This window comes from Sphingomonas flavalba, from assembly GCF_047553045.1.
Taxonomy (GTDB): Bacteria; Pseudomonadota; Alphaproteobacteria; order Sphingomonadales; family Sphingomonadaceae; genus Sphingomonas_L; species Sphingomonas_L flavalba_A.
Map to the genome: position 1 here is coordinate 1,257,015 of NZ_CP180208.1, position 26,210 is coordinate 1,283,224.

A 26,210-nucleotide genomic window follows, 5' to 3' on the forward strand; every position below is an offset into this window, starting at 1 on the left:
GGCGGTTCCTCTCGCCTGCCGGATCAAAAGACCCGTTCGCCGACGACGACGACATCGCCGGCGCCGATGACATGGTCGAGGTTCACTTTCAGCTCTTCGCCGTCGTGATAGACCTTGATCCGCTTTTCGGAGCCGGACTGGGTCAGGCCGCCGCCACGGGCGATGACCTTGCGCAGCGTCATTCCCGGCTTCAGCGGGTAGGCGCCTGGCGCGTTGATCTGGCCATAGATGTAGAACAGGTCGGCCTGCGGCACGAACAGCTTGTCGCCCGCCTGGATCATCGGGTCGTCTTCCGGGCCGCCGGCCGCCAGTTTCTCGAACGGCAGCTTCAGTTCCTCACCGCTGGCGCGGCGGACGACGACGTAGTCGGCGCCGGTTTCGCGCAGTCCGCCGGCGCGCGCGATCACTTCGGACACGCGGTAGGAACGGTCGACCGGCTGCAGGCCGGGGTTGGCGATCTGGCCGAGGACGATGACGTAGCGGCTGGCGAAGCTGACCACTTCGACGTTCATGATCGGCTTGGCGTAGAAGCCGCCGGCCCGCAGCCGCTCACCGATCATCTCGCCGAAGCTGATCGGCGTCATGCCGGATGCCTTCACTTCGCCGAGAAAGGGCAGGGCGATCATTCCGTCGGTGCGGATGCGAGCGCGGGTCTTGAATTCCGGCTGACCGAGCACATCGACCTCGATCACGTCATCCGGACCAAGGATATAGCCCTTGAGAGCATCCTTTTCCTGGCTGGCGACCGCGGGCTGTTCAGCCGGCGCCGCCGCCGGAACCTGTGCAACCGCGCCGGTCGCCCACAGGCTGGCAGCGGCAAGGAGCCAGGCGGTGGTCGTTCTCATTCTACTCATCCTCATACTACTAGAGACGGAGGCTTACGCCAAAGCTGACCTGACTGCCGTGATACCGCTGGAACAGCGCATCCGAATCGCGCCGCACCTGAGAAAAGTGGGTATCGAACATCAGTCTTTCATTCATGCGATAGCGTAGCCCGACTCCTCCGGTGATAACCGTGTCATCCTGCAGCATGAGGCCCTGAACCACCGCCGGCCCGCGCAGCTTGCGGCTGCGGTGGCTGGCGTCGAAGGTCAGGGTCAGCGACTGCCCGAGCGCATAAGTACCGCCCAACGAATAAAGATCCGTTATCGTGTAGCTGACGTCGAGCAGATTGGACGCCGAAACATCCCGCCCGGCGGACAGGGTGACCTGAAAACCGTCGGTCGGCATCAGCGTGATGTCGGCGCCATAGGATGCGCCGTTGAACCGTGGCGAGATCGGCAGCTTGGGCCGGACCCAGGTGTAGCCGAGCGAGACGGAACCGCTGATTCGCGAGCCGATGTTACGCTGGAACTCGACGCCGGCGGCATAGGTTTCGATGCCGTCGTTGACGATGCCGACGCCCGGCACCAGGAACCGGCGGTTCAGATAGGACGTGGTCGTGTAGTTGCCGTAAAGTGACAGCACGCCGAATGTCGGCCGGATATAGCCGACATTGGCGCCGATCGTGTCGGAATTGTAGCTCTGCCGGTCGAAGAAGGCACCGCTGTTCCGCGATTCGGAATGGCTGTAGCTGGCACCGGCCTGCAGGCCGAGCGGCCCGCCGCACACCGCGCTCGCGCCCATCGTCTTGCGTGTTTCGACATTGCCGCGGCCGGTCGGGGTGAAGATGTCGGCGAAATTGCTCTGCGCGCGGGTGTAGCCGACATTAAGGTTTGGGGCGCAGCCGGCGATATCCAGATTGGCGCCGGCGTCGACGCCGATCCGCTCGCGGTTCAGGCGGTGATTGCGCTTGTAGAAATCGTAGCCGACCGAGCCGTGAGCGTAGACCGACTGGCGGCTGACCGGCAGCACCACGTCGAAATCCAGTGACGGGGTCGCGCGGATGTCGCTGCCATGCTGTCCGAATAGCTGCTGGGTCACCGCGTTCGTGTTGAACACGTTGGAATCATAGGTGAGGGTGGTCGCGGCCTGAATGTTGACCTGCCGTTCCACCGGCGCCTTGAGTTGCGCGAAAGCGGCGCTGCTGGTGGACAGCAGCCCGAGTGCGATGATCGAAGCCAGTCTCACAGTGCCACCCCACATATTACGCCACAGAGGCCATCCGGCAGCCAGACGAAGGCGCCGGGCCAGCCGGTGAGCTAACCTTTTGCGGGCGAGGACACAATATCGTTGGCCTTTTGGAAACCATGATTCCAGAATCAGCGGTTTTTTCAGGCAACACCCGCGCGCGGTCTGTCCGGTCCGCCCTGTCACCCGGATCGCACTGTTAACGCATTTTCGCGCCGTCGTGAACGCGAGGGGGCTTTGTCTTGGGCGGGGTTCGATGTTAGGCGGTCGCACCACCGGTATTGGGGGTTGATGACGATGCAGACGCCGTATGACTGGATTACGATCGCGATCTTCGCGGGGCTGATCGTCATTTTCTTGCAACGGTCGGTGCCAGACGACGAACCGCAGGATTCGATCTGGAGCTACCTGCCGCCGTCGGTTGGCTGCGCGGTGGCCAATTATCTCGGCAATGAAGGTTATGACGCCTTCGCCGTTATCGTAATCGTAGCAGTTCTTGCGTACAGCTACTTCGTCCTGAAGCCGTTCGGGCGAAGGAAATAGCACAGGCATGCGGTTGCTCCGCGTTCGGGCGGTCGGTGCCGGGGAGTAAAGAGTGGCAGCGTTGTTCAACTGGATTCCTCGCCTGTTCAGTCGGCGGAAACGCACTTTCGACGGGCCGGAGCGCGTGTCTTTCCGTGCCGGCGATCACCGCCATCTGCGGATGGGGTGGAGCGCTGAAGACGCGGAGCAGCCGGCGGAAGCGCAGTTTCCGGCATTTCGCGCCACCGCGATCGACCAACTGAACACGTTGACCGACAACAACAAGCTGATGCGCGCCCGCCTTGCGCTACGCGACGTATTCACCCCGGCCCAGCCGGTGACGGAACGGACCCGCTTCGCCGGGCGACTGGGTGTCCTCGCCAAGCTGATCGAGGATCTGGAGGAACAGCGCAGCCACGTCGTCGTCTATGGCGAACGGGGCATCGGCAAGACCTCTCTGGTGCATATCCTCGCCGACGTCGCGCGGGATTCGCGTTATCAGGTCGTCTATGCGTCCTGCGGCGCCAATTCCCGTTTCGACGAGATGTTCCGCGCGATCCTGAACGAGATTCCGCAGCTTTATCTGCGCAACGTCGCGCCGACCGCGCCGGAAGCGGAAGGCGGCGCCGTGATGGCGGACCGGCTGCCAAAAGGCGTGTTTGGCCCGCGCGAGCTGAGCGAACTCTGTTCGCAGATCGTCGGCACGCGGGTGCTGATCATCCTCGACGAATATGATCGGATTACCGACCCGGAATTCCGCCAGTCGGTCGCGGAACTGATCAAGAATCTGTCGGACCGCGCCGCGCGCGTGCAGTTGATCCTGACCGGCGTCGCATCGAACCTGCAGGAACTGATCGGCTACATCCCCTCGATCCGCCGCAACATCGTCGGCCTGCCGATGCCACGGCTGACCGACGCGGAAGTCGACGCGCTGATCCGCATCGGCGAAAACGCCGCCGGCGTCACCTTCGAGGAGCCGGCGGTCAAGATGGTCCGGCTGCTGTCCAACGGCTCGCCCTATCTGGCGCGGCTGATCTGCCACCATTCCAGCCTGCGGGCGATGGACGAGGGGCGGTTGTCGGTCACGCTCGCCGATGTGTGGGGCGCGCTCGACAGCATCGTCGATGAAGCGCAGAGCCGGATCTCTCCGCTCAGCAAGGCGGCGACCAAGCAGTTGCTGGAAAGCCGCGACGGCACCGCGCTTGCCGCCGTGGCCCGTGCCGCCAGCACGCCGGACGGCTGGTTCGCCGCCGAAGACGTCGGCCCGCTGATTGACGGTCGGACCGACGCCGCGACTTTGCTTGCCGAACTGGCCGAAACCGGCGAGCTGTTCGACGTCGACGCTTCGGTCGACCCGCGCCGTTACCGCTTCCGTGACGAAGCGCTGCCGACCTATCTGCTGATGCGGGTCGCCCGCGACCAGTTCGCCGGCAATGGTGAGCAGCAGCGGCCGGCGCGGCGGCGGGCCGGCGCCGCCTGATCGGGGCGGCGATGACCGCTTCGATGGAGGATGGCCCGGCGCTGGTCAGCGTCGTCATCCCGCATTTCAATCAGGTGACGGCGGCGGCGCGCTGCCTCGAATCGCTGCGCGCGCAGAGCTGGCCGGCAGAGCGGACGGAAATTATCCTGGTCGACAACGGGTCGGTGCAGGACCTGGCGCCGCTCCGCGCCGCTTTCCCCGAAGTGACCTTTCTGATCGAGAGGGAAGCCGGCCCCGGTCCGGCGCGCAACCTCGGCGCACGCAGCGCGCGCGGCAGCCTGCTCGCGTTCATCGATGCCGATTGCCGCGCCCATCCGGACTGGCTGCGGCAGGCGGTCGCGGGGCTGGCGGCGCCCGGTGCGACCGGCGTCGTCGGCGGCGATGTCCGTATTGATTTCGGCGACCCGGCCCGCCCGACCGCGCTGGAAGGTTATGAGGCGGTCTTCGCCTTTCGTCAGCGCGAATATATCGAAAAGATGCGGTTTTCCGGCACCGGCAATCTTGCCGTCATGGCGGATGTCTGGGCAAAGATCGGGCTGTTCGGCGGCATCGGCATCGCCGAGGACCGCGATTGGGGGCAGCGGGCCGCCATCGCCGGCCACCCGGCCCGCTATGTGCCGGGGATGATCGTTTATCACCCGGCGCGCGCCGCCTTCGCCGACCTCGAATCGAAATGGCGCCGCCATATCGCCCATGACCGGGCCGGGCCGCGCGGCCGTTCGCGTCTGCGCTGGCTGGCGCTGACCGGTGCCACATTGCTCTCCGCGATCCCGCACGGCGTGCGGCTGCTCGTTTCGCCCCGCCTGCCGGGCTGGCGGGGGCGGATGGGCGGGCTGGCGGTGCTGTTCCGTATCCGCGCCTTCCGCGCACTGGAGATGCTCCGCGTCGCGGGCGGCGCCGATACCAGCGGCGACTGGAGCCGCTGACGGTGGCGTTACGCTAGCACCGCCTCAACCCACTTGGGCACCAGCACGCCCGCCGGGCCGACCCGCGTTTCGTCGAACAGCGCGCTGCCCTGTGACGGTTCCAGGTTGATCTCCAGCGTCGCCGCGCCATGCATCCGCGCGGTCCGGACGAAACCGGCGGCCGGGTATACCGCGCCCGACGTGCCGATTGACACGAACAGGTCCGCCGTCGCCAGCGCCTGTTCGATCCGCGCCATGCCGTAGGGCATCTCGCCGAAGAACACGATGTCCGGGCGCAGCGCTGCCGTATCGCAGGCGGGGCAGGGCGGTTGTCCACCCATCGGCCCGTCCCAGCGCCGCCGCCGTCCGCAGGCCGTGCACAGCGCCGACAGCAATTCGCCGTGCATATGGAGCATCCGCCGCGCCCCGGCCCGCTCGTGCAGGTCGTCGACATTCTGGGTGACGATCAGCAGCCCGCCCGGCCATGCCGCGTCGAGCCGCGCCAGCGCCGCATGCGCCGGGTTCGGCGTCACGTGCGCCAGCGCCGCCCGCCGCGCGTCATAGAATCGGTGGACCAGCACCGGGTCGCGCGCCAACGCCTCCGGCGTGCAGACATCCTCGACCCGGTGGCCTTCCCACAGCCCGTCCGGCCCGCGAAACGTCGCAAGGCCGCTTTCCGCGGAAATGCCGGCGCCGGTCAGCACGACGATGTTGCGGCGATTGGTCATTTGCCCGCATAGGCCAGCGATCGCCGCATAACGCAAGGCGGGCGGCGCGCATTATCGCCTGTTCCGCCCCGCGATCCTCTGCCAGAACGGCGCGGCGCGGATTGGAACGATCGAACGGGAGTTGACGGGTGACGGGCATCGGCATCTTGGGGGCGGCGGGCCGGATGGGCAAGGCGATCATCGCGGTCGCGGCGGAAAAGGGTGTCGCCGTCGCCGGCGGGGTCGACCGGGGCGAGGCTATCGTCGGGCCGTATGCGGACGCCGCCGCGCTTGCCCGCGCCAGCGCGGTGCTGATCGATTTCTCGGTGCCCGCCGCGCTTGCCGGCCATCTCGACGCCGCCGTAGCCGCCGGAACGCCGATCCTGATCGGCACCACCGGTCTCGGCTCGGAGGACCATGCGCGGATCGACCGCGCCGCCGCCTCCGTCGCCGTGCTGCAATCGGCCAACACTTCGCTCGGCGTCAACCTGCTCGCCAGCCTGGTCGAACAGGCGGCCGCCCGGCTCGGCCCCGATTGGGACATCGAGGTGGTCGAGATGCATCACCGCCACAAGGTCGACGCGCCATCCGGCACCGCGCTGCTGCTCGGCGCCGCCGCGGCCAAGGGGCGCGGTGTCGCGCTCGATGCCGTCGCCAGCACCGATCGCAACGGCCGGCGGACGGAAGGCGCAATCGGCTTCGCGTCGCTGCGCGGCGGTTCGGTTGCCGGCGATCACATGGTCGTGCTGGCCGGGGAGGGGGAGCGGATCGAACTCGGCCACCGCGCCGAAAGCCGGGCGATCTTCGCGCGCGGCGCGGTCGCGGCGGCGGAATGGCTGATCGGCCGCCCGGCCGGGCGCTACACGATGAATGATGTCCTCGGCCTGTAAATGAACAAGGCCGACACGTTCGAATTCTTCCGGCGGCTGGCGGAGGCCAACCCCGCGCCCGAAACCGAGCTGCGCTGGACCAATCCCTACACCCTGCTGGTCGCGGTCGTGCTGTCGGCGCAGGCGACCGACGTCGGCGTCAACAAGGCGACACAGGCGCTGTTCGAAACCGTCGACACGCCGGACAAGATGGTCGCGCTCGGCGAAGACGGGCTGAAGCAGCACATCCGCACGATCGGCCTGTTCAATACCAAGGCAAAGAACGTGATCGCGCTCAGCGCCCTGCTGATCGCCGAACATGGCGGCGTCGTCCCCGCTGACCGTGCCTTGCTGGAACGGCTGCCCGGCGTCGGCCGCAAGACCGCCAATGTCGTGCTGAACGTCGCCTTCGCGCAGGAAACCTTCGCGGTCGACACCCATATTTTCCGTATCGGCAACCGCACCGGCCTCGCGCCGGGAAAAACGCCGCTCGCGGTGGAGCAAAAGCTGGAGCGGCGCGTTCCGCAGCCGTTCCGGCTGGGCGCCCATCACTGGCTGATCCTGCACGGACGCTATGTCTGCAAGGCGCGGCGCCCGGAATGCTGGCGGTGTATAGTCGCCGACCTGTGCCGATACCGGCCGAAAACGCCGGCGCCGGCTGCTTGAGGAGAATGACGATGCGCTCATTGCTGATCGCCGCTGTCCCACTGGTCCTGCTCACCGCCTGCGCCGGCACCGCCGCCCAGCGCGCCGAACAGCGCGCCGCCGACGCGCGGGCGGCCGACCTCGACGCCGGCGGCACCCGCTATGGCGACGGCGCGACCAAGGCCGGCACCGCGCAGGATTGCGTTCAGACGATCAACATCCGTTCGACCCGCGTCCGCGGCGACCGGGTGATCGATTTCGAGATGACGGGCGGCAAGGTGCTGCGCAACGTCCTGCCCAACGCCTGCCCGTCGCTCGGCTTCGAACAGCGTTTCGCCTACAGGACCTCGACGGCGCAGCTCTGCTCGGTCGACATTATCACCGTGCTGCACACCCCCGGTCCCAGCCGCGGGGCAAGCTGCGGCCTCGGCCCGTTCCAGCCAATCGACCGCCCCGCCAACTAACGCTGGCGGAGCCGGTATCGCTTTGCTAAGCGCCCCCCCAACGCACCCGTAGCTCAGCTGGATAGAGCGCTGCCCTCCGAAGGCAGAGGTAAGTCAAGTGGCTTTGTTGTGGGTGTAGAAAATGTCGATAGAAACCAAGGAATTGGTGGAAGTCGATAGAACTGTGAAAATCGCTCTCTTGGTCGCGGAAGCACCACGGAAGCAAACTTTAAGGAGGTTGTAGAGTAAGAACGACGGAAGTTGGCGGCCCTCGGAACCGCATGAATGACGTTGATTCGAGTAACTGGTTTCGGGATTGACCTTGGTTGATCTCGCACACTATCAAAACGACGATGCACCCGTAGCTCAGCTGGATAGAGCGCCACCCTCCGAAGGTGGAGGCCACACGTTCGAATCGTGTCGGGTGCGCCATTTCAGTACAGAACTCTGAACGCCGAACGCCGCCGTTTCTACGCTGGAAGCGGCGACCAGCGTTCGCAGCAATTCCGACTTCGATCCAATGATGCGCACCTCGTCGTCAGCAACCTCGACGCGTTGCGCTAGCGCGCGCAGGTGGTCGCGGCGGTAGCCGCCATCGTCGAGCCTTATGCGTTCACGGGCCTTACGGGCGAACCCCTTGAGCATGTCAGGGGTGACGCCCTGATTGCCTGAACTGTCGAGGGCGAGCTGCGTGCGCTCGGCATCGGCCGTTGCCTGATCCCGCAACGCCTTGAGGCTCGCCATGCGCTCTTTCGCTATGGCGTCGTCCTTGTCCACCATTCCCGCTTCGATAGCGTCAAAGAGACGGCCGAGCCGCTGGTCGGCTTCCGTGATTCGCCTGTGAAGCTCGGCAAGATGCTCGCGGCGGCGCTCGGCGCGCTCCTGCCGCCGGTCGATGACGCTGGCGAGGACAGTTTCCAGTCGCTTGGGCTGGAGCAGCCGATCCCCGATATGATCGGCGACAAGATGGTCCAGCTTGGCCATCGGGATCGTGCGGCCCTTGCAGCCGGTCTTGCCCTGCCGCGCCTTGGTCGAGCAGGTGTAATAGCGGTATGTCGCTCCCGTGCTGCCTTGGCCGGTGCGCAACGTCATCGCACCTCCGCACTTGGCGCAGAAGCAAATGCCGGTCAGCAGCGTCGGGCCGCTGGAGATGCGCGCGGGCGTCACCATGGGATTGCGGGATTTGAGGCGGGCTTGCACCGCATCGTATAGCTTGCGCTCGATCAGGGGCGGCACCGCCATGATGGCGACCTCGCTCTCCGGCTTCTTCTCCCGGTCCTTGTGCGAGCGGGTGTTAAACCTGTGCTCGCCGATATAGGTGGTGCGGGTCAGGATGGCGTGGATTTGCGCCAGCCCCCAGCGTCCGCCGTCGCGGGTGAAGAAACGGCGCTCGTTGAGATAGGTGGCGATAGCCTTGACGCCCATCGCGCCGCGCGTGCCGTCGCCTTCAAGAAACAGCCGATAGATCAGCCGCACGGTGTCGGCGTGCAGCGGGTCGATCTCCAGTTTCTTCTTGATCTTCGATCCGCGCTGCTCGGCCGCAACGATGCGATAGCCGATAGGAGGTCGCGCGCCGTTCCAGAAGCCCTGCCGGGCGTTCTCGTTCATGGCGCGCAGGACGTGCTTGGCGTTCTCCTTGGACTGATACTCGTCGAACAGCGCCATGATCTGCCGCATCATCTGGTGCATGGGATCATCGCCCATCTCCTGCGTGATGGACACCAGCTTGACGCCGTTCTTCGCGAGCTTGCGAACGTAGAACTCCATCTCGAAGTGATCGCGGAAGAAGCGCGAGAAGCTATGTACCACAACAATATCGAAGGGGGCAGGCTTCGACGTGCCCGCTTCGATCATGCGCTGGAACTCGGGGCGCTTGTCGTTGGTGGCGGTTGCGCCCGGCTCGACATAGGTTTCAACGAGCTGGTAGCCGCGTTGCGCGCAATAGGCTTCGCCCTGCCGCTTCTGGTCGGGAATGGAAATGTCATGCTCGGCCTGTCGGGCAGTCGAGACGCGCAGGTAAAGCGCGGCGCGGGCGGTAAAGGTTGAGCTGTGCATGTTCATGGCCGATCTCCTGTAGCCTTCCTCGGCTTGGCGCGGTCTATCAGGGGCAACGCCAGCTCCACGCGGTCATGCACCACCTTGGGCGCGAGCTTGCGGCCGTGGCCCGGCTCAAACCGCACAAGGCCGTAGCTCTCCATGGTTTTCAGGGTGCGTGACAGATTGGAGCCGGCCCGGCCGGTGATTTCCGCCAGTTCCTCCAGTGACGCCGGGGCCTTCTCCGCGATGACGCGAAGCAACTCGCGGTTCCCGGCCGACAGCACCTTGGCGAAGGATTCGGTGGAGGTGAACCACACCTTCGGGTCGCCGGGCGCGGGCTTTTCCTCGCCCTTGGCAATCCGCATGGTGCGGGCCTTCATTTCTTCATAGTCGGCAATCCCGACCTTCAATGTGGTCATAGGGCACCTCGCTCCTTCAAAACCGCGTCTGCCGCCTGCCAGAAGTCGGCCAACAGCGTGGCCGCATCCTCGTAGGCGTAGGGCTTCACGGTCTGGAGACGATGCCTATGGTCCATCGGCTCGCCCCGCCTGCCTCGGCCGACCGGATGGGCGTTATCGAAGCCGACCAGCCGTTCGCCCGAAGGCCCGTGAAGCGTGAGCGAATAATCTAGGCCGTGCGGCTTTTCCGGCGAGGCCGGAACGCGGGTGACGACAAACTTCACCCAATAGCCGCCTTCGGGATCGACAAAGAGCATCTGTCCGTCGAGGTCCAGAAGCGTGTCGAGGCCCGGATCACGATCCGCGCTCACGCCTTTTTCCTATCAGTTTGTGATAGGAATTGCAAGCCATCATCCGGCTTTCTCGGGTTCAGAAGGTCGTCGAACACATCGCCGAACCAACGCTCGAACACGTCAATCTCGGCCTCGGTGATGGGAATATCCTCGGGCCAATCATCAGTAACACGCATCCTCTGCCCATTCGGTGTAAGAAGCGGCGCGTCGCCGGCTTGCGCCCGGCCCTCCGGCGCGGGATCGTCCGCGTAGTCGAAGAGATCGTCGGGAAGTGGCTCGGGGATCGATTGTCGCGGTCGCCCTTTGCGGGCGTGGCGGCACTCTGCGCACATGGAATCCTCCTTGGTTCTGGTCGATTCCGGGGCGTTCAGAGCCCCGGAATTAAACGAACCATGGAGGGTGGTCGGCGGCCTGTAGCGTGCCGCATTTGCGTAGAGGTGCTGGCGGCACCCTAACTTAATCGAGCTAGAAGGACATTGCGGCAGGGTGTCATCCTTAAGGCGGGCGGAACGTTACGAGCCTGCTGCACTTGGCTCTTCCAAGCGACTTTATTCGTAGAACGAACCATTACGCAGCATGCATCACCAGACTGCCAACCGTTCCTATTGACATACTGAAGCTGCGATGGCAGCTTCGAAGGCATGATTAGTCTTGATTCTGAATCGGCGGCAGCCGCCGCAGCTTCCGCAGTGACTAGAACGCTCCGCTAGCGGCGGAACGTTCTTAGGCACTCTTCACGTTTCGTCGCTGTTAGTTAGCTCGGCGCGGCATGCATTGCTTCGTCGTTGTTGTTACTTCAGCAGCGGACTTTTTCTATGTTTCCATACATTCCTGTCGCGCGGTCTAATCGCGCATCGGCAGTGCGTCCATGGGTGGTGCTTATCTGCCTGTCGGCATTGCAATTTCTAATCGCCGTCGATGTGACTATCGTCAATATCGCGCTACCTTCAATCGGTCACTCGTTTGAGATTGACCAGAACACGCTACCATGGATCGTTATCGCCTATACTATTACGGGCGGCGGCCTGCTTATGCTCGGCGGGCGTCTAGGCGATGCCTTCGGGCGTCGCAATCTTCTTATCATTGGAACGATTGTTTTCGGCGTAGCTTCACTTGCAGCGGGTTTGGCAGAATCGTTCTTAGTTCTTGTAATTGCTCGGATATTCCAGGGGGTCGGGGAAGCGTTGGCCCTTCCGGCCGCTATGGCAATGATTGTGCTACTCTTCCCCGAAGGTCCTTCTCGCTCACGCGCCCTGAGCATATGGGCGGCTGTGGCCAGTTGCGGTCTAGTCTTAGGTTTTCTCCTGTCTGGCATCATCGTCGAGTTTCTCGGGTGGCGATGGATATTCCTGATTGCGGTTCCAATTGTCTTGTTCGTTCTCGTGACCACGGCAGCACTATTGCCGCGTGATAAGCCTCGAGAGCGTAAGCCCCTCGACGTTTTCGGATCTATACTGCTGACCTGTGCTCCACTCCTATTTTCCTATGGCATTGTTGAAATTGGGAAGGGAAGAAACATCGGGTGGTTGCCATTCCTTGCATTTATCGGAGCTTCGGTATCGGTAGCGCTGTTTGTGGTCTGCCCCCACCGAGTGGACCGATTGGTTTGTTAGTGCATTAAGCTCATCGCCGCCATATCCGGACGGAGGTGGAGCGAAGCGGAACCGGAGGCCGGATATGGCGGTGTCGCCGTTTCCGGTGCCGGTGGCCGGTAGCCCAGGCTGCTATGCGGGCGGACGGTGTTGTAATGCCGCCGCCATGCCTCGATCAGCACCCTGGCCTCGGCGAGGCTGTAGAAGATCTCGCCATTGAGCAGTTCGTCGCGAAGCGACCCGTTGAAGCTTTCGTTATAGCCATTTTCCCATGGTGATCCCGGCGCGATGTAGAGGGTCTTTACGCCGATCTGCCCCAGCCATTTCTGGACGGCGGTCGCGATAAACTCGCTACCATTATCGGATCGTATATGCGCTGGCGGCCCACGCGAGATGAACAGGTCGGCCAGGGCCGCCAGAACATCCTCATGCTTGAGCTGCCGTGCAACGATGAGCGCCAGGCATTCCCTGCTGGCCTCGTCGATGATCGTGAGGATGCGGAACTTGCGACCGTCATGCGTCCGCCCCTCGACGAAATCGTAGGCCCAGACATGCCCCGGATATTCGGGGCGTAGCCGGATGCACGATCCGTCATTGAGCCATAGACGCCCGCGCTTTGGCTGGCGCTGCGGGACTTTCAGTCCTTCACGCCGCCATATCCGCTCGACACGTTTATGGTTCACCGTCCATCCCGCATGGCACAGCAACGCCGTGACCCGGCGGTAGCCGTAACGACCATATTGCTTCGCCAATGCAATGATGTCCTCGGTCAGTGCCTGTTCGTCATCCGCCCCGCGCGGCATCTTGCGCTGCGTCGATCGATGCTGACCCAGCACCCGGCATATCCGTCGCTCGGATACCCGCACTGGCAGATCCCGTCGTACCTGATCGATGCAGCGCCGCCGCCGCGCGGGGCTCAGAAGTTTCCCCGTGCAGCCTCCTGCAAGATCAGCTTGTCCAGGGTCAGGTCCGAGATCGCCCGGCGCAGCCGCTGGTTCTCCTTCTCCAGATCCTTCATCCGCCGCGCCTGGTCGGTCTTCAGGCCGCCATACTCCTTGCGCCACCGATAATAGGTCTGCTCGCTGACCGCGATCCGGCGGCAGGCTTCAGCCGTGCTCGCTCCCTGCGCCAGCACAATCTCAACTTCACGCAGCTTGCCGATGATCTCTTCCGGCTTGTGCTTCTTGCTCGGCATTCAATGTCCCTTTCATGGTCCAGACTATCATAGTCTCTGGGCCACTCAGCGGGGGGCAGATCACATTGGAGGAAGAACTCGGCATCACGATATTTGAGCGCAACACCCGAGGCGTTCGGCTTACGGAAGCTGGAAAAAACTTTGTCGCACGTGTTGCGGTCGGAATTGAGCAAATCGATCATGCGGTAAAGACAGCGGCTATGATCCAGAGTGGCAAAGCTGGAAGGATCAGAATTGCTGTCCCCACACCCATATTGGCAGGTTTCCTTTCAGAGCTATTGTATTCCTATCGTCGAGGGTGGCCAGATATCGAAATAGAATTTTTTGATGGCCGCGCGCGGGAAGCAATCTCTCGAGTTCGTGAAGGGCGGCTAGACGTGGCATTTGTGGCGGCGGTAACGGAAGTTCCCGATTGTCATTCGCGGCCGCTATGGGCGGAACCCCTCTTTATTGCTGTGGCCCAAAGTGATCCACGCGCGCATAAAAATGGCCTGTCTTGGAGCGATCTCAGAGACGACCTTTTCCTTGTTCGATATGAGGGAACCGGCCCGCAAGCGCATGAACACATAGCCCGCCGTTTCGGGGAACGAGGGCTTCAAGCGAAGGTGCAGCGATGCGACGTGGATCGCTGCACCCTATTGTCGATGGTTGGGGCCGATTATGGTGTTACGCTTGTCAGCGAAGCTACCAGTAAGATCGTTGTTGCAGGCGTGGCTTTCGTTCCGATTGTGGACGAACCCGAGCCGATCAGCTTCGGAGCCGTATGGTCGCCGCACAATGGCGGCAACGCACTTCGGGGTTTGCTCGATCTTGCACGCAAGCGAGCAACTATTTAGCGCAGCGGCGTCCGCCGCGCCTTTGCGAACCCGCGATCGGTGGCGATGAACCGCTCCAGCATCGGCACGATGAGCTTGACGGGATCGGTGACGGGCTTGCTGGTTTCACGGGCCAGCACCTCGGCGTAGGCGGTCAGATCGCGGTGAAGCGGCGCGGGTAGCTCCACCGTAACTTTTACCGGCTTATCGTCAGGGAGCGGGCCGAGTTTGAGTTTTATCATGGTCATCCTCCTGGGTTCTCGAACACAAGGTCGCGGGTGACGATGATCCTGACCGGAAAGCCCGGCCGGATGGTCAGCGCCGGCGCGACCTGCAACTGGCGCTGGACGATCTGCTGTCCCGCCTGATTGACGGTATCCTGCGCCCCGTCTCGGATAGCGCGGATCAGCCGGTCCTCGTCGCTGGTCGCCAGTTCCGTGCCCATGCCAAGCAGCGTGGACAGCCCTACGGCCTTCATCAGATCCCACCAATGATAGTCGATGCCATCCTCAAGCCCGGCATAGCCGCTGGCATCCGCGCCCGGCAGGCGCTCCAGAACGATAGAGCGACCGCCCGGCAGGATCAGGCGGTTCCACACCAAGAGCACCCTGCGCTGGCCGAAGGTCACGCCATCATCGTATTGGCCGATGATGCGGGTGCCCTGCGGGATCAGCAGCAGCGAGCCGGTGGGGCTGTCATAGACGTTTTCCGTCACCTGTGCGGTGATCTGGCCCGGAAGATCGGAACGGATGCCGGTGATGAGCGCGGCCGGGATCACCGCCCCGGCGTGGAGGATGTAGGGCGATGCCGGCGGCGCGACACGATCCGGCGCGACGGTCTGCCGGTCCACGGGTCCATTGAGGAAAGCCGCGTGCCGGTCCTGCGTCGCGGACTGTCCGCCAAGGCCAAGACCGGCAAGGCCGGGCATGGTCGTCCCTGCCGGCGCTCCCGTGCGCGGGCCGGACTCGAAGAACACATTGCTCAACCGCGCGGCTTCTTCCTCGGCGCGGCGGCGTTCTTCCTCGGGATCGACGGCGGGCATCGCCATGGCGGGCGGCACGACTGGCTGTCCCCGGTTCTGCGCGTCGAGAATGGGGCGGCCCAAATCTCCGGGCAGCGTGGGGCCGAGCACCGTCGCTCGGCAGGCCCGCCAGCCCATCGGCAGTTTGCCGGTTGTTGGTCGAATAGAGTTCTTCGCCTCCCGGCCCTGCATCGCGGGTCTGGAGCGCGTATATCAGTGCGCCGCCGATGCCGAGCAAGGCGACAGCGCCGACGCCTGACAGCATCTTGCGCGACAGGCGGGTGACGCGGGGCGATTCAGCACGCAAGCGCATAGGGGCTGCGGTATCGGTCTCGCTCATGAGGACGATCCTCCCGTGGTCGTGCTGGCTGGTTCTGCTGCGGCCTGCGTCGGGTTGGTGCGGACGATCCTGACGACCTGCTGGCGGTTACCGCTGCCAAGGCGCAGCTCGGCCGCGCCGAACAGGCGGTCCACGATCAGGACGTTCTGGTGGACTCGGCTGTTGACGATCTGCGGCTCGCCGTTCGATCCGAGCACGAAGATCGGCGGCATCTCGCCCTGAACGATCCCGGCCGGGAAGACGACATAGACGCGCCGGCCATCGTCGAAGACGGAAACCGGCCGCCATGGCGGACTATCGCCCTGCACCTGCAACCCATAGCGATAGTTTCGCGCCGCCTCGGCCGGGATGACAGGGGCTGCCGGAACCGTCTGGCGCTGCCCGGCCGGCGGTGCGGGATAGGCCCAGGCGACGGCTGGCATGTAGAGTGATTCCTGCGCACGCAGCTCAATCATATAGGTGCGTCGGTCGGTTGTGACCACAAGGTTGGTCGAAATGTCCGTCCGCGTCGGCTTCACGAGGATATGGACGCGGCGGTTCGCACCGCTGCCGCTCTCGGTATCGCCGATGATCCAGCGGGCGGTGTCGCCCGCCGCAATCGGTCCCGCGCCTGTCAGGCTTTCGCCCGGCTCCAGCGCGATCGTCGTGATCTGCCCGACTGCGGCATAGACCTGATAGAGCGCACCTTCCGACCACGGATAAATCTGGATCGCGTTGTAGTAGCCTTCCCGGCGCGGCTCGACACGGGCGGCGGCGTTGGCGTTCTCGACGCGGCCGGTCGGCGTGCCTGCGGCGATGCCGCCGCGTGCGACGGTCCATGCCGGGGGCACATGCAGCGGACGGGGCGTGTTGTCGGTTGCCGCCACCTGCACGGTCGGCAGCGGCGGCACGCTGGTATCATAACTGAATTGCGGCGTCCGGTTGGTGGCGCAGCCTGCGAGCATGGTGGCCGAAAGCAGGACGGTCGCGATTGTCGGGGTGCGGGTGATCGTCCTCATTGGCTCATCTCCCGCGACCACGAAATTGCATTGACATAGATTCCCAACGGGTTGGCGCGCAGGCGCTCGGCGTCGCGCGGCGGCTGGATGACGATGGTGAGGATGGCTGTCCATCGCTCCGTGGTGGAAAGCTGGCCGTTCTCGAAATGACGTTCGGTCCACGCCACGCGGAAGCTGTTGGGGGACGCACGGATGACGCTCGACACCTCGACGGCGACCTGCTGGCGGCCGACCTTGGCGAAGGGATCGTTTGCCCTCGCGTAGTCGTTCAATGCTGCCGCGCCGCGATCCGTGGTCCACTCATAGGCGCGAAGCCAGTTCTGGCGGACAATGATCGCGTCGGCCGGGATCGCACGCACCTGCTCGATGAATCGGCCGAGATGGAAAGCAATCTGCGGATCGGTCGGCCGATAGTCGGCGTTGGCAGGCGCGACGGTCTGCGCCTGACCCAGATTGTCGACCTGCACCACCCACGGCACCACGGTCCCGCGCGCGGACTGCCAGACCAGCGCCGAGGCGAAGCCGGCCGAAAGGATCAGTGAACCGAACGTCATGTAGCGCCAGTTCTTCGCCTGCACGCGGGCCGAGCCGATGCGTTCGTCCCACGCCTGCGCGGCCTTCTGATAGGGTGTCTCTGGTTCCGGCGATTTGCCGTAATGGGTGGCGGGTCGTTTGAAGATGCTCATGAGCGGTCACTTTCGGAAAGGTTGATGGAGGAACCGGAGCCGTGGCTGTCGCCGGAGCGCACCGCATGGGCGGCCATGGTCGTGCCGTGGTTCATGGCCTGGGAACGCTGCATCCGCTGCGCCCAGGCGGGCGGCGTGCCTGCGGCTGAGGCGGACGGCGCGGCAGCGGCGCTCGCGCCTCCGACCGTGCCCATGGAGGATGTGCCGCCTCCGGCAGCAAAGCCTGCGCGTGCGCCATCGGTGAAACTGGACTTGACGGATTCGCTGGCACTCGCGGCGGCACGTTTGAGGGGCGAGATGGCGGCCGAGCCTGCGGCACGCGCGACGCCGCCAAGGCCGGAGGCGACACCGGCCGCGCCGGAGTGGCCGAGCGAGCCGACACTGTAGGCGGCGGTCGCCGCGCCCGCGGTGGTCGCACCGCCGCGGACGGCCGCGGCACCGCCGGACAAGGCGTCGGCACCACCTTTTGCGGCCAGCATGGTCGCGCCGCCAGCGGCGACGCCTGCACCTGCGACCGCAAGCCCGGTTCCCACGGCTGCGCCCGCGCCGAGCTGCGGGCCGCCCGAGACGATGCCGTTGGCGATACCGGGGCCGAAGATGCCGAGGCCGAGCAGCGACAGCGCGGCGAGCACAATCGCCATGGCGTCGTCGATGCTCGGGGTCGCCCCGCCGAAACCGGCCGTGAATTGCGAAAACAAGGTGCTGCCGATGCCGATGATGACGGCGAGGACCAAGACCTTGATGCCGGACGACACCACGTTGCCCAAGACTTTCTCGGCCATGAACGCGGTCTTGCCGAACAGGGCGAAGGGGATGAGGATGAAGCCGGCAAGCGTGGTCAGCTTGAACTCGATCAGCGTCACGAAAAGCTGGATGGCGAGGATGAAGAAGGCCAGCACCACCAGCGCCCATGCGAACAGCAGGCACGCGATCTGGATGAAGTTCTCGAAGAACGCGATCCAGCCCATCAGGTCGGAAATGGAATCGAGCAGCGGGCGGCCGGCGTCGAGGCCGGTCTGCGCGACGCGGCCCGGCCGCATCAGGTCGGTGACGGAAAAGCCTGTGCTCGACGCCATGAGGCCGAGGCCGGCGAAGCTCTCGAAGACGATGCGGGCGAGGTTGTTCCAGTTTGAAATGATGTAGGCGAATACGCCCACGAATAGGGTCTTCTTCACCAGCCGCGCGATAATGTCGTCATCCGCACCCCATGCCCAAAACAGCGCAGCGAGCGTCACGTCGATGACGATGAGCGTCGTGGCAATGAAGGCGACCTCGCCGCCGAGCAGCCCGAAACCGCTGTCGATGTAGGAGGTGAATACGCCGAGAAAATTGTCGATGACGCCCGTGTTGCCCATGGTCAGCGCGCCTCGCTGCGGTCACGGCCGAGAAAACGGTCGCGGGATTCAGCCCATGCGGCGAGGCAGCCGGCGTCACTCGCGGCCGCCTCGCCGAGCTGCTGGCAACGGCGCAGGGTTTCGCGCAGGGGATCGGTCGGCGGCTGGAAGGCCGGCGCTGGGGGTGGCGCGGAAGGTTCATCCTTCCGCGCCATGTCGATTGCGGTCGCCGTGACGGCGATGGCGACGAACACCACGGCCCCGAGCTGGGCCAGCATCTTGCCGTCCATGGCGAGCCTCCCGGTCAGTTGTTGCCGTTGTTGAACATTTGCGCGTTGCCGGGCTGATAGCCGCTACCGGGCGTGAGGAAGCGGCGGCGCTGCTCGCGGCCCTGTTCGGCGGCGGTGGCGCGCTCGGCCTCGGTCAGCGCGTCGGCGCGGCCGTTCGCCGAGATGACCGCGATCAGGTCGGAAAGCTGTTGCGACTGGAGGGCGAGAAGCTGGTTGCCCGCCTGCGTGGCTTGCAGCGCGCCGGTCGCGCCTTGGCTCTGGCCGACAAGCGCGGCCATCTCGGCACGGTTGCTGTCGATATTGCCGACGACGCCTGCCTGCACGCGCATGGCGTCCTGCAAACCGCCAACCGTATTTTCCCAACGGCCGCGCGCGTCGGCGACAAGCTGGGCGTCGGTCGCCGAAAGCGAGACATTGCCATATTGGCTCTGGAACGCCTGGTCGATCTGGCCGACCTCGAACGCGAGATTTTGGGCCTGCCCGAGAAGCTGCTGCGTGCGCTTGACGTTCTGCTGGATCTGCTGGAGCGACGAATGCGGCAGGCTCGCCAGATTGCGGGCCTGATTGATGAGCATCTGCGCCTCGTTCTGGAGGCTCTGAATCTTGTTATTGATCTGCTCCAGCGTCCGCGCGGCGGTAAGCAGGTTTTGCGCATAGTTGGTCGGGTCATAGACGATCCGGCCGAAGCCGAATTGCGCATGGGCCGGGCCTGCCAGCATGGGCGAAAGCGCGACTGGCACGGCGAGAACCGCCGCCGCGATCAGAGCGGCGCGAGGGGTCGGGAAACGGATAATCATTGTGTGGACTCCTTTTCAGGCTGGGGGATGAGATTGATGAGGTTCGGGATCAGCTCGGCCGCCCAATCGACGCCGCGCGCGCGCAGCCATGCGGCGAGGAAGCCGTCGCGGCCGTGTTCGGCGACGATCTGCGCAATGAGCGTCTGGTCGGATTTGGCCGATGCGGCGCAGAGCGCGAGGCCGACTTCGGACAGGCCAAGCTCGAACAGGCGATTGCCCCTGCGGCTTTGGCAGTAATAGTCCTGCTTGGGCGTGGCCCGTGCGAGGATTTCGATCTGCCTGTCATTGAGGCCGAAGCGGCGATAGATGGCCGTGATCTGCGGCTCGATGGCGCGCTCGTTTGGCAACAAGAGTCGCGTCGGGCAGCTCTCGATGATGGCGGGCGCGATGTTGCTGCCGTCAATGTCGGACAGGCTTTGCGTGGCGAAGATGACGCTGGCGTTTTTCTTGCGCAGCGTTTTCAGCCATTCGCGGAGCTGGCCGGCGAAACCCTCGTCGTCCAGCGCAAGCCAGCCCTCGTCGATGATGAGCAGCGTGGGGCGTCCGTCGAGTCTGTCGCCGATGCGGTGGAACAGGTAGGCAAGCACGGCCGGGGCCGCGCCGCTCCCGACAAGGCCCTCGATCTCGAACGCCTGCACGTCCGCCGAGCCGAGATGTTCGCTCTCGGCGTCGAGCAGCCGGCCATAGGCACCGCCGACGCAGAACGGCCGGAGCGCCTGTTTCAGATCGTTGGATTGCAGCAGCACGGCAAGGCCGGTGATGGTGCGTTCCTCGACGGGGGCCGAGGCCAGCGAAGTCAGCGCCGTCCAAAGATACTCTTTGACCTCGGGCGTGATGGTTAGCCCCTCGCGCATGAGGATGGCGGCGATCCAGTCCGCCGCCCACGCGCGTTCATAGGTATCGTGGATGCGGGCAAGCGGCTGGAGCGAAACGGACGTCTCGGCCCCTTCCGTGAGGCCGCCGCCCAAATCGTGCCAGTCGCCGCCCATGGCGAGCGATGCGGCGCGGATCGAACCGCCGAAGTCGAAGGCAAAGACTTGGCTGGCCTCATAGCGCCGGAACTGTAAGGCCATGAGGGCGAGCAGCACGGATTTGCCCGCGCCAGTGGGGCCGACGACAAGGGTATGGCCTACGTCGCCGACATGGAGGCTTAGCCGGAACGGGGTTGAGCCTTCGGTCTTTCCAAAGAGCAAAGGGGGCGCACCGAAATGCTCGTCCCGTTCCGGCCCCGCCCACACCGCCGATAGCGGGATCATGTGGGCGAGATTCAAAGTGCTGATGGGCGGCTGACGGACATTCGCGTAGGCGTGTCCGGGCAGGCTGCCGAGCCATGCATCAACCGCGTTGACGCTCTCGGGCATGGCGGTGAAGTCGCGGCCCTGAACGATCTTCTCGACCAGGCGCAGCTTCTCGTCGGCAAGGCGCGGGTCGGCATCCCATACGGTGACGGTCGCCGTGACGTAGGCCATGCCCGCCACGTCCGCCCCAAGCTCCTGCAACGCCATGTCGGCGTCGAGCGCCTTGTTGGCGGCGTCGGTGTCCACAAGCGCGGACGCCTCGTTTGTCATGACCTCTTTCAAGATCGCGGCGACGCTCTTGCGCTTGGCGAACCATTGGCGACGGATGCGGGTCAGCAGCCGGGTTGCATCGGTCTTGTCGAGCAGGATCGCGCGGGTGCTCCACCGATATGGGAACGGCAGCCGGTTCATTTCGTCGAGCAGGCCCGGCGTCGTCGCGGTCGGGAATCCCACGATGGTCAGCACGCGCAGATGCGCGTCGCCAAGGCGCGGCTCCAGCCCGCCGGTCAAGGGCTGGTCGGCGAGCAGCGCGTCGAGGTGCATGGGCACCTCGGGCACGCGCACACGATGCCGGTTGGTCGAGATGGTGGAATGGAGATAGGTCAGCGTCGCGCCGTCATCCATCCAACGGCACTCGGGCATGAAGCCGTCAAGCAAGGCCAGCACGCGGTCGGTGCGGTCGATGAAGCCGCGCAGGACTTCCCACGGGTCCACCCCCGTTTTCTCCCGGCCCTCGTAGAGCCATGCCTCAGTGCGGGCGGCTTCCTCGGCCGGGGGCAGCCAGAGGAAGGTGAGGAAGTAGCCGGACACGAAATGCGCGCCCGCTTCCTCGAAACCGGCCTTACGCTCGGCATCGACCAGCGCCGACGCGGGATCGGGAAAGGTGCTGTCGGGATAGGTGGCGGCTTCGCTGCGCTGCGCCTCGACGAAGATGCTCCAGCCGGAGCCGAGGCGGCGCACGGCATTGTTGATGCGGCCGGCGACGGCGACTAGCTCGGCCGCGACGGCGGAATCCAGATCGGGACCGCGAAACTTCGCCGTCCTCTGGAAACTGCCGTCCTTGTTGAGCACAACGCCCTGACCGACCAGCGCGGCCCATGGCAGATAATCAGAGAGGCGCGCGGCGGTGCGGCGGAATTCGGAAAGGTTCATCATGGCTGCACCCTCAAACCGCCAAATGACCGGGGATGCGGAGATGCCGCCGCCCGACCTCGACAAAGAGGGGATCGCGCTTTGCCGCCCATACGGCCGCGAAGTGGCCGATTGCCCAGATGGCGATGCCGATCAGCCAGAGGCGCAGGCCGAGGCCCACGGCTCCGGCCAGCGTTCCGTTCATGATGGCGATGGCGCGCGGAGCGCCGCCGAGCAGGATATGTTCGGTCAGCGCCCGGTGAACCGGGACCGTGAAGCCCGGCACGGCGTCCAGTTGCTCGAACGCGACGGCCATCAAACGAGCGCCCCGCCGCCGAACGAGAAGAACGACAGGAAGAAGCTCGACGCGGCGAAAGCAATCGACAGGCCGAACACGATCTGGATCAGACGGCGAAAGCCGCCGCTGGTGTCCCCGAACGCGAGGGTCAGGCCGGTGGCGATGATAATTATCACCGCGATAATTTTTGCGACGGGTCCCTCAATGGACTGAAGGATTTGCTGAAGCGGTTGCTCCCACGGCATCGACGATCCCGACGCATGGGCGGCCGGGGCGAGCATGAAGCTGATAGCAAGGGTGGATGCGGCGGTCGCGGCGAAGCGATAGCCGCGCGAAATCGTGCGGATCATGAAGATTCTCCTGTGCTGGTTTGGATTGCGGGGGTGATGCGGTAGTCGCCGTCCGGCCCCAGCCCTTCGACGCGGGCAAGCTCGGCAAGCCGGCGCGCGGAACCGCGCCCGGAAAGGACAGCAACAAGGTCGATTGTCTCGGCGATCAGGGCGCGCGGGACGGTGACGACAGCCTCTTGGATGAGCTGTTCAAGGCGACGGAGCGCACCGATGCCGGTGCCTGCATGGATGGTGCCGATGCCGCCGGGGTGTCCCGTTCCCCACGCTTTCAGGAGGTCGAGGGCTTCCGATCCGCGCACCTCGCCGATGGGGATGCGGTCGGGGCGCAGGCGCAGCGAGGAACGCACCAGATCGGAAAGCGTCGCCACGCCGTCTTTCGTCCGCATCGCCACTAGATTGGGCGCGGCGCATTGCAGCTCGCGCGTATCCTCGATGATGACGACGCGATCCGCCGTCTTCGCCACCTCGGCGAGCAGCGCATTGGTCAGCGTGGTCTTGCCGGTGCTGGTGCCGCCCGCCACGAGGATATTTGCGCGGGAGGAAACGGCCGCGCGTAACGTCGCGGCCTGATCGGTGGACATGATCCCCGCCGCCACATAGTCGTCGAGGCTGAACACGGCGACGGCGGGCTTGCGGATGGCGAAGGTCGGGGCGGCGACCACGGGTGGCAGCAGGCCCTCGAATCTTTCGCCAGACTCCGGCAGCTCGGCCGAGATGCGCGGGCTGCGGGCATGAACCTCCGCGCCGACATGATGCGCGACCAGCCGAACGATGCGTTCGCCATCGGCGGCGGACAGGCGCTCGCCCGTATCGGAAAGCCCTTCGGACAGGCGGTCGATCCACAACCGCCCGTCCGGGTTCAACATCACCTCGACCACGGCCGGGTCTTCGAGCAGCCGGGCAATGGCGGGGCCGAGCGCGGTGCGCAACATGCGTGCGCCGCGCGCAATGGCTTCCGGTCTTTGGTGGTTGGTGGTCATGTCGGCCCCGGCTTCTTGCGGGGACGCGACAGGCCATCCCCGGATCGGGGTCGATTAAGAGAGGCCGAAATCTGGCCGGTTCAACAAGTATCTAGCTGCGTGCGGTGATCGGCGGCGAACGGCGGTAAATAGGATGGGTCCGAATACTTATTCTTGATCGCCGTTGCTCTCGGACTCGTCCGGCAACGGATCGTCGGGAAGTGAGTCGAGGTCACGCGACAGCTCTTTGAGGAACCTGTCGCCCGTCGCCAGACGCCGTCCGAGATTCTGCATGAAGCCCTCAAAGCGCTCCGCGCCTTTGGCGCGGGCAGCGGATTGTGCGGCTCCCGTAAGCGGCGGCGTGAGGGTCATCCAGAAATGGATGAACTGCGCGACCGCCTCGCCAAGGACGGCGAGATCTAGGTCGAGCGTGTCGATCTGGCGGCCGAGCTTGTCCAAGCGGCGCGACATGGCGGCTTCAAGCTGGTCGGCGGAATCGCCGGACAGGTAGGACATGACCGCCGCCTCAACGATGGCGGATTTCGAGACATTGCGGCGCAGCGCCACCGAGCGGCGCAGCGCCATCGCCTCGATCTGTGGAATGAGCGCGGGGTCGAAATAGAGATTCAGGCGGGTTCTGGTTGCCATGGGCGTATCCTCAAAGGTCGATTCCATCATCGGGGTTCATCGCCACCTGCCGCGCCACCATCCTCATGCGCTGGCGCATGGCGCGGGCCTTGGCCGCGTCAACGTCCGGCTCGTCGTCCAGAAACTCGAACTCCTGTTCGGGGGATGGCGGCGGGGCGACGATTTCCTCATGCTCGGGCAATTCCGGCTCGCGGCGGATGCCCGCATTGGCCGGATCGCCTTCGGCCTCGCTTCCGCACGTCGCGGAACGGCTTTCCGCCGCGACCACGCGGCCGGACCAATCATCGGCGGATGGGCTGGGCGCCAGCGGAGCGGCGACCAGATCGGGCGGGGTCAGGATGCGTTCCTGCAATCGCGCATCCTCGAAATAGCGCGCCTTGATGGCGCGGATCGGCGGCGTGCCCGCGACCATGACGATTTCGTCGGTGGGTGGAAGCTGCATGATTTCGCCCGGCGTGAGCAGCGGCCGGGCCGTCTCCTGCCGCGACACCATCAAGTGACCTAACCACGGGGCTAGGCGGTGCCCTGCGTAGTTGGTGGAGTCGCGCAGCTCGGTCGCCGTGCCTAATGCGTCTGAAACACGCTTCGCCGTCCTTTCGTCGTTCGTGGCGAAGCTGACGCGGACGTGGCAGTTGTCGAGGATCGCGTTGTTCGGGCCATAGGCGCGCTCGATCTGGTTGAGGCTCTGCGCGATCAGGAAGCCTTTGATTCCGTAGCCCGCCATGAAGGCGAGCGCCGATTCAAAGAAATCGAGCCGGCCGAGCGCCGGAAACTCGTCCAGCATCAATAGCAGCCGATGGCGCTTGCCGGAGGTGGTCAATTCCTCGGTCAACCGCCTGCCGATCTGGTTGAGGATCAGGCGGATAAGCGGCTTTGTGCGGTTTATGTCGGACGGCGGCACGACAAGGTAGAGCGTGACGGGCTGGCGGCTGCCGACCAGATCGGCAATGCGCCAGTCGCATCGCGCCGTCACCCGCGCCACCACGGGATCGCGGTAGAGGCCGAGAAACGACATGGCGGTGGAGAGCACGCCCGACCGTTCGTTCTCGGATTTGTTCAACAGCTCGCGGGCCGACGACGCGATGACGGGATGAACGCCCGCCTCGCCGAGATGCGGCGTATCCATCATGGCGCGCAAGGTCGCCTCGACCGGACGGCGGGGATCGGACAGGAAGTTGGCGACGCCCGCCAAGGTCTTGTCCTTCTCCGCATAGAGAACATGCAGGATCGCGCCGACCAGCAGCGAATGGCTGGTCTTTTCCCAATGGTTGCGCTTGTCGAGACTGCCTTCGGGATCGACCAGAATATCCGCGATGTTCTGCACGTCGCGGACTTCCCATTCCCCCTGCCGCACTTCGAGCAGCGGATTGTAGGCGGACGATCTGGCGTTCGTGGGATCGAACAGCAGGACGCGGCCATGCTGGGCGCGAAAGCCGGCCGTCAGAGTCCAGTTCTCGCCCTTGATGTCGTGGACAATGCAGCTTCCCGGCCATGTCAGCAGCGTCGGTACCACCAGCCCGACACCTTTGCCGCTGCGAGTCGGGGCGAAGCACAACACATGCTCCGGCCCGTCATGGCGCAGATAGTGCCGGTCGTATCTGCCGAGCACCACGCCATCGGGGCCGAGCAGACCGGCGGCGCGGATTTCGCGATCCTCCGCCCATCGCGCCGAACCATAGGTGGCGACGTTGCGCGCCTCCCGTGCCCGGATGATCGACATGAGGATGGCGGCGGCGATGGCGATGAAACCGCCGGACGCCGCGATGATGGCACCTTCGACGAAGATTGCGGGCGCATAGGCGTCAAACGAAAACCACCACCAGAAGAAGGCCGGCGGATAATAGACCGGCCAGCCCGCCAGCTCGAACCACGGATTGCCAAGCTGGAGCTGGAAGCGGAGGCGGAACGCCGTCCATTGCGTCGCTGCCCACACCATCACCAGAACGATGGTGAAGACGACAGCGATTTGACCCCAAAGGATTCGGCCTCCGCGCAATGCAGGCTCCAGTCGGCAAAAGAAACGGAGCCG

The 26,210-nt window shown here is 64.8% G+C and carries 27 protein-coding genes, 1 tRNA gene and 2 pseudogenes; 9 read left to right on the top strand and 21 right to left on the bottom strand.

What is annotated here, in order from left to right:
* Positions 1–23: 23 nt before the first annotated feature.
* Positions 24–845, bottom strand: coding sequence for an SLBB domain-containing protein (locus ACMT1E_RS05880; RefSeq protein ID WP_414902744.1), 822 nt, complete (start codon positions 843–845; stop codon positions 24–26).
* A 19-nt stretch (positions 846–864) separates the two neighbouring features.
* Entirely contained in the window at positions 865–2,070 is a 1,206-nt protein-coding gene (locus ACMT1E_RS05885; RefSeq protein ID WP_414902745.1) for an outer membrane beta-barrel protein, read from the bottom strand.
* 297 nt (positions 2,071–2,367) lie between these two features.
* Here ACMT1E_RS05885 and ACMT1E_RS05890 point away from each other — a divergent pair, with 297 nt between their 5' ends.
* The 3 genes from ACMT1E_RS05890 to ACMT1E_RS05900 are packed head-to-tail and all read left to right on the top strand — an operon-like array spanning position 2,368 to position 4,998.
* Positions 2,368–2,613: an XrtV sorting system accessory protein gene (locus ACMT1E_RS05890; RefSeq protein ID WP_136161768.1), complete on the top strand. Its 246-nt coding sequence runs from the start codon at positions 2,368–2,370 to the stop codon at positions 2,611–2,613.
* 52 nt (positions 2,614–2,665) lie between these two features.
* Positions 2,666–4,072, top strand: a complete 1,407-nt coding sequence (locus ACMT1E_RS05895) for an AAA family ATPase (protein WP_414902746.1) — start codon at positions 2,666–2,668, stop codon at positions 4,070–4,072.
* An 11-nt stretch (positions 4,073–4,083) separates the two neighbouring features.
* The gene (locus ACMT1E_RS05900) at positions 4,084–4,998 is read left to right on the top strand and encodes a glycosyltransferase (protein WP_414902747.1); all 915 of its coding nucleotides are present in this window, start codon (positions 4,084–4,086) and stop codon (positions 4,996–4,998) included.
* A gap of 8 nt (positions 4,999–5,006) precedes the next feature.
* On the opposite strand, the gene ACMT1E_RS05905 is transcribed toward ACMT1E_RS05900, so the two are convergent.
* Positions 5,007–5,705, bottom strand: a complete 699-nt coding sequence (locus ACMT1E_RS05905; RefSeq protein ID WP_414902748.1) for an NAD-dependent deacylase — start codon at positions 5,703–5,705, stop codon at positions 5,007–5,009.
* Between the two features lie 128 nt (positions 5,706–5,833).
* Between ACMT1E_RS05905 and dapB the strand changes: the two genes are divergently transcribed.
* The 4 genes from dapB (at position 5,834) to ACMT1E_RS05925 (ending at position 8,073) form a co-directional block, all read left to right on the top strand.
* Entirely contained in the window at positions 5,834–6,574 is a 741-nt protein-coding gene (gene dapB / locus ACMT1E_RS05910; protein ID WP_414902749.1) for a 4-hydroxy-tetrahydrodipicolinate reductase, read from the top strand.
* A complete protein-coding gene (gene nth / locus ACMT1E_RS05915) occupies positions 6,575–7,219 on the top strand; it encodes an endonuclease III (RefSeq protein ID WP_414902750.1) in 645 nt (214 codons plus the stop codon).
* Between the two features lie 11 nt (positions 7,220–7,230).
* On the top strand, positions 7,231–7,662 hold the full coding sequence (locus ACMT1E_RS05920; RefSeq protein WP_414902751.1) for a hypothetical protein: 432 nt from the start codon (positions 7,231–7,233) through the stop codon (positions 7,660–7,662).
* A gap of 334 nt (positions 7,663–7,996) precedes the next feature.
* Positions 7,997–8,073: transfer RNA gene (locus ACMT1E_RS05925), tRNA-Arg, on the top strand.
* A 576-nt stretch (positions 8,074–8,649) separates the two neighbouring features.
* Here the strand turns inward: ACMT1E_RS05925 and ACMT1E_RS05930 are convergent.
* The 4 genes and pseudogenes from ACMT1E_RS05930 to ACMT1E_RS05945 all read right to left on the bottom strand — a co-directional run.
* Positions 8,650–9,702, bottom strand: a pseudogene (locus ACMT1E_RS05930) (recombinase family protein); the annotation flags it as partial.
* Entirely contained in the window at positions 9,699–10,097 is a 399-nt protein-coding gene (locus tag ACMT1E_RS05935; protein WP_414902752.1) for a helix-turn-helix domain-containing protein, read from the bottom strand. The gene ACMT1E_RS05935 and the pseudogene ACMT1E_RS05930, both read right to left, overlap by 4 nt.
* Positions 10,094–10,447: a toxin-antitoxin system TumE family protein gene (locus tag ACMT1E_RS05940; RefSeq protein WP_259583935.1), complete on the bottom strand. Its 354-nt coding sequence runs from the start codon at positions 10,445–10,447 to the stop codon at positions 10,094–10,096. The genes ACMT1E_RS05935 and ACMT1E_RS05940 overlap by 4 nt, the downstream gene beginning before the upstream one ends.
* Entirely contained in the window at positions 10,444–10,761 is a 318-nt protein-coding gene (locus tag ACMT1E_RS05945; protein WP_231771426.1) for a hypothetical protein, read from the bottom strand. The genes ACMT1E_RS05940 and ACMT1E_RS05945 overlap by 4 nt, the downstream gene beginning before the upstream one ends.
* Positions 10,762–11,244: 483 nt before the next feature.
* Here ACMT1E_RS05945 and ACMT1E_RS05950 point away from each other — a divergent pair, with 483 nt between their 5' ends.
* A complete protein-coding gene (locus ACMT1E_RS05950; RefSeq protein ID WP_414902753.1) occupies positions 11,245–12,042 on the top strand; it encodes an MFS transporter in 798 nt (265 codons plus the stop codon).
* On the opposite strand, the gene ACMT1E_RS05955 is transcribed toward ACMT1E_RS05950, so the two are convergent.
* Positions 12,039–13,216 (bottom strand): IS3-like element ISSpma1 family transposase gene (locus tag ACMT1E_RS05955; protein WP_145923348.1). Its coding sequence is split into 2 segments (ribosomal slippage): positions 12,039–12,952 and positions 12,952–13,216, totalling 1,179 coding nucleotides; the frame shifts between segments, so codons are not numbered across the junction. The two genes, ACMT1E_RS05950 and ACMT1E_RS05955, sit on opposite strands and share 4 nt — an antisense overlap.
* Before the next feature lie 65 nt (positions 13,217–13,281).
* Here ACMT1E_RS05955 and ACMT1E_RS05960 point away from each other — a divergent pair.
* Positions 13,282–14,052, top strand: a complete 771-nt coding sequence (locus tag ACMT1E_RS05960) for a LysR substrate-binding domain-containing protein (protein WP_414902754.1) — start codon at positions 13,282–13,284, stop codon at positions 14,050–14,052.
* Here the strand turns inward: ACMT1E_RS05960 and ACMT1E_RS05965 are convergent.
* The 13 genes and pseudogenes from ACMT1E_RS05965 to ACMT1E_RS06025 form a co-directional block, all read right to left on the bottom strand.
* The gene (locus ACMT1E_RS05965) at positions 14,049–14,273 is read right to left on the bottom strand and encodes a DUF2274 domain-containing protein (protein WP_414903293.1); all 225 of its coding nucleotides are present in this window, start codon (positions 14,271–14,273) and stop codon (positions 14,049–14,051) included. The genes ACMT1E_RS05960 and ACMT1E_RS05965 overlap by 4 nt on opposite strands.
* A gap of 2 nt (positions 14,274–14,275) precedes the next feature.
* Positions 14,276–15,392: pseudogene (locus ACMT1E_RS05970) on the bottom strand (TrbI/VirB10 family protein).
* Positions 15,389–16,390: a P-type conjugative transfer protein TrbG gene (gene trbG / locus ACMT1E_RS05975; protein ID WP_231771430.1), complete on the bottom strand. Its 1,002-nt coding sequence runs from the start codon at positions 16,388–16,390 to the stop codon at positions 15,389–15,391. Before trbG ends, ACMT1E_RS05970 begins: the two are co-directional and overlap by 4 nt.
* Positions 16,387–17,076 carry a conjugal transfer protein TrbF gene (gene trbF, locus ACMT1E_RS05980; RefSeq protein ID WP_414902755.1) on the bottom strand — a complete coding sequence of 230 codons (690 nt, stop codon included), beginning with the start codon at positions 17,074–17,076 and terminating at the stop codon, positions 16,387–16,389. The genes trbG and trbF overlap by 4 nt, the downstream gene beginning before the upstream one ends.
* Positions 17,073–18,431, bottom strand: a complete 1,359-nt coding sequence (gene trbL, locus ACMT1E_RS05985) for a P-type conjugative transfer protein TrbL (RefSeq protein ID WP_414902756.1) — start codon at positions 18,429–18,431, stop codon at positions 17,073–17,075. Before trbL ends, trbF begins: the two co-directional genes overlap by 4 nt.
* Positions 18,432–18,433: 2 nt before the next feature.
* Positions 18,434–18,700, bottom strand: coding sequence for a putative entry exclusion protein TrbK-alt (trbK-alt, locus tag ACMT1E_RS05990; RefSeq protein ID WP_414902757.1), 267 nt, complete (start codon positions 18,698–18,700; stop codon positions 18,434–18,436).
* 14 nt (positions 18,701–18,714) lie between these two features.
* Complete coding sequence (gene trbJ, locus ACMT1E_RS05995) at positions 18,715–19,497, bottom strand: P-type conjugative transfer protein TrbJ (RefSeq protein ID WP_414902758.1); 783 nt, start codon at positions 19,495–19,497, stop codon at positions 18,715–18,717.
* Positions 19,494–21,950, bottom strand: a complete 2,457-nt coding sequence (trbE, locus tag ACMT1E_RS06000) for a conjugal transfer protein TrbE (RefSeq protein WP_414902759.1) — start codon at positions 21,948–21,950, stop codon at positions 19,494–19,496. Before trbE ends, trbJ begins: the two co-directional genes overlap by 4 nt.
* A gap of 10 nt (positions 21,951–21,960) precedes the next feature.
* Entirely contained in the window at positions 21,961–22,242 is a 282-nt protein-coding gene (locus tag ACMT1E_RS06005; protein ID WP_024353499.1) for a VirB3 family type IV secretion system protein, read from the bottom strand.
* The gene (locus ACMT1E_RS06010) at positions 22,242–22,574 is read right to left on the bottom strand and encodes a TrbC/VirB2 family protein (protein WP_024353498.1); all 333 of its coding nucleotides are present in this window, start codon (positions 22,572–22,574) and stop codon (positions 22,242–22,244) included. Before ACMT1E_RS06010 ends, ACMT1E_RS06005 begins: the two co-directional genes overlap by 1 nt.
* Positions 22,571–23,554, bottom strand: coding sequence for a P-type conjugative transfer ATPase TrbB (gene trbB, locus ACMT1E_RS06015; protein ID WP_091517359.1), 984 nt, complete (start codon positions 23,552–23,554; stop codon positions 22,571–22,573). The genes ACMT1E_RS06010 and trbB overlap by 4 nt, the downstream gene beginning before the upstream one ends.
* A gap of 147 nt (positions 23,555–23,701) precedes the next feature.
* Complete coding sequence (locus ACMT1E_RS06020; protein ID WP_024353496.1) at positions 23,702–24,181, bottom strand: hypothetical protein; 480 nt, start codon at positions 24,179–24,181, stop codon at positions 23,702–23,704.
* Between the two features lie 10 nt (positions 24,182–24,191).
* On the bottom strand, positions 24,192–26,177 hold the full coding sequence (locus ACMT1E_RS06025; protein WP_024353495.1) for a conjugal transfer protein TraG: 1,986 nt from the start codon (positions 26,175–26,177) through the stop codon (positions 24,192–24,194).
* Positions 26,178–26,210: the final 33 nt, after the last annotated feature.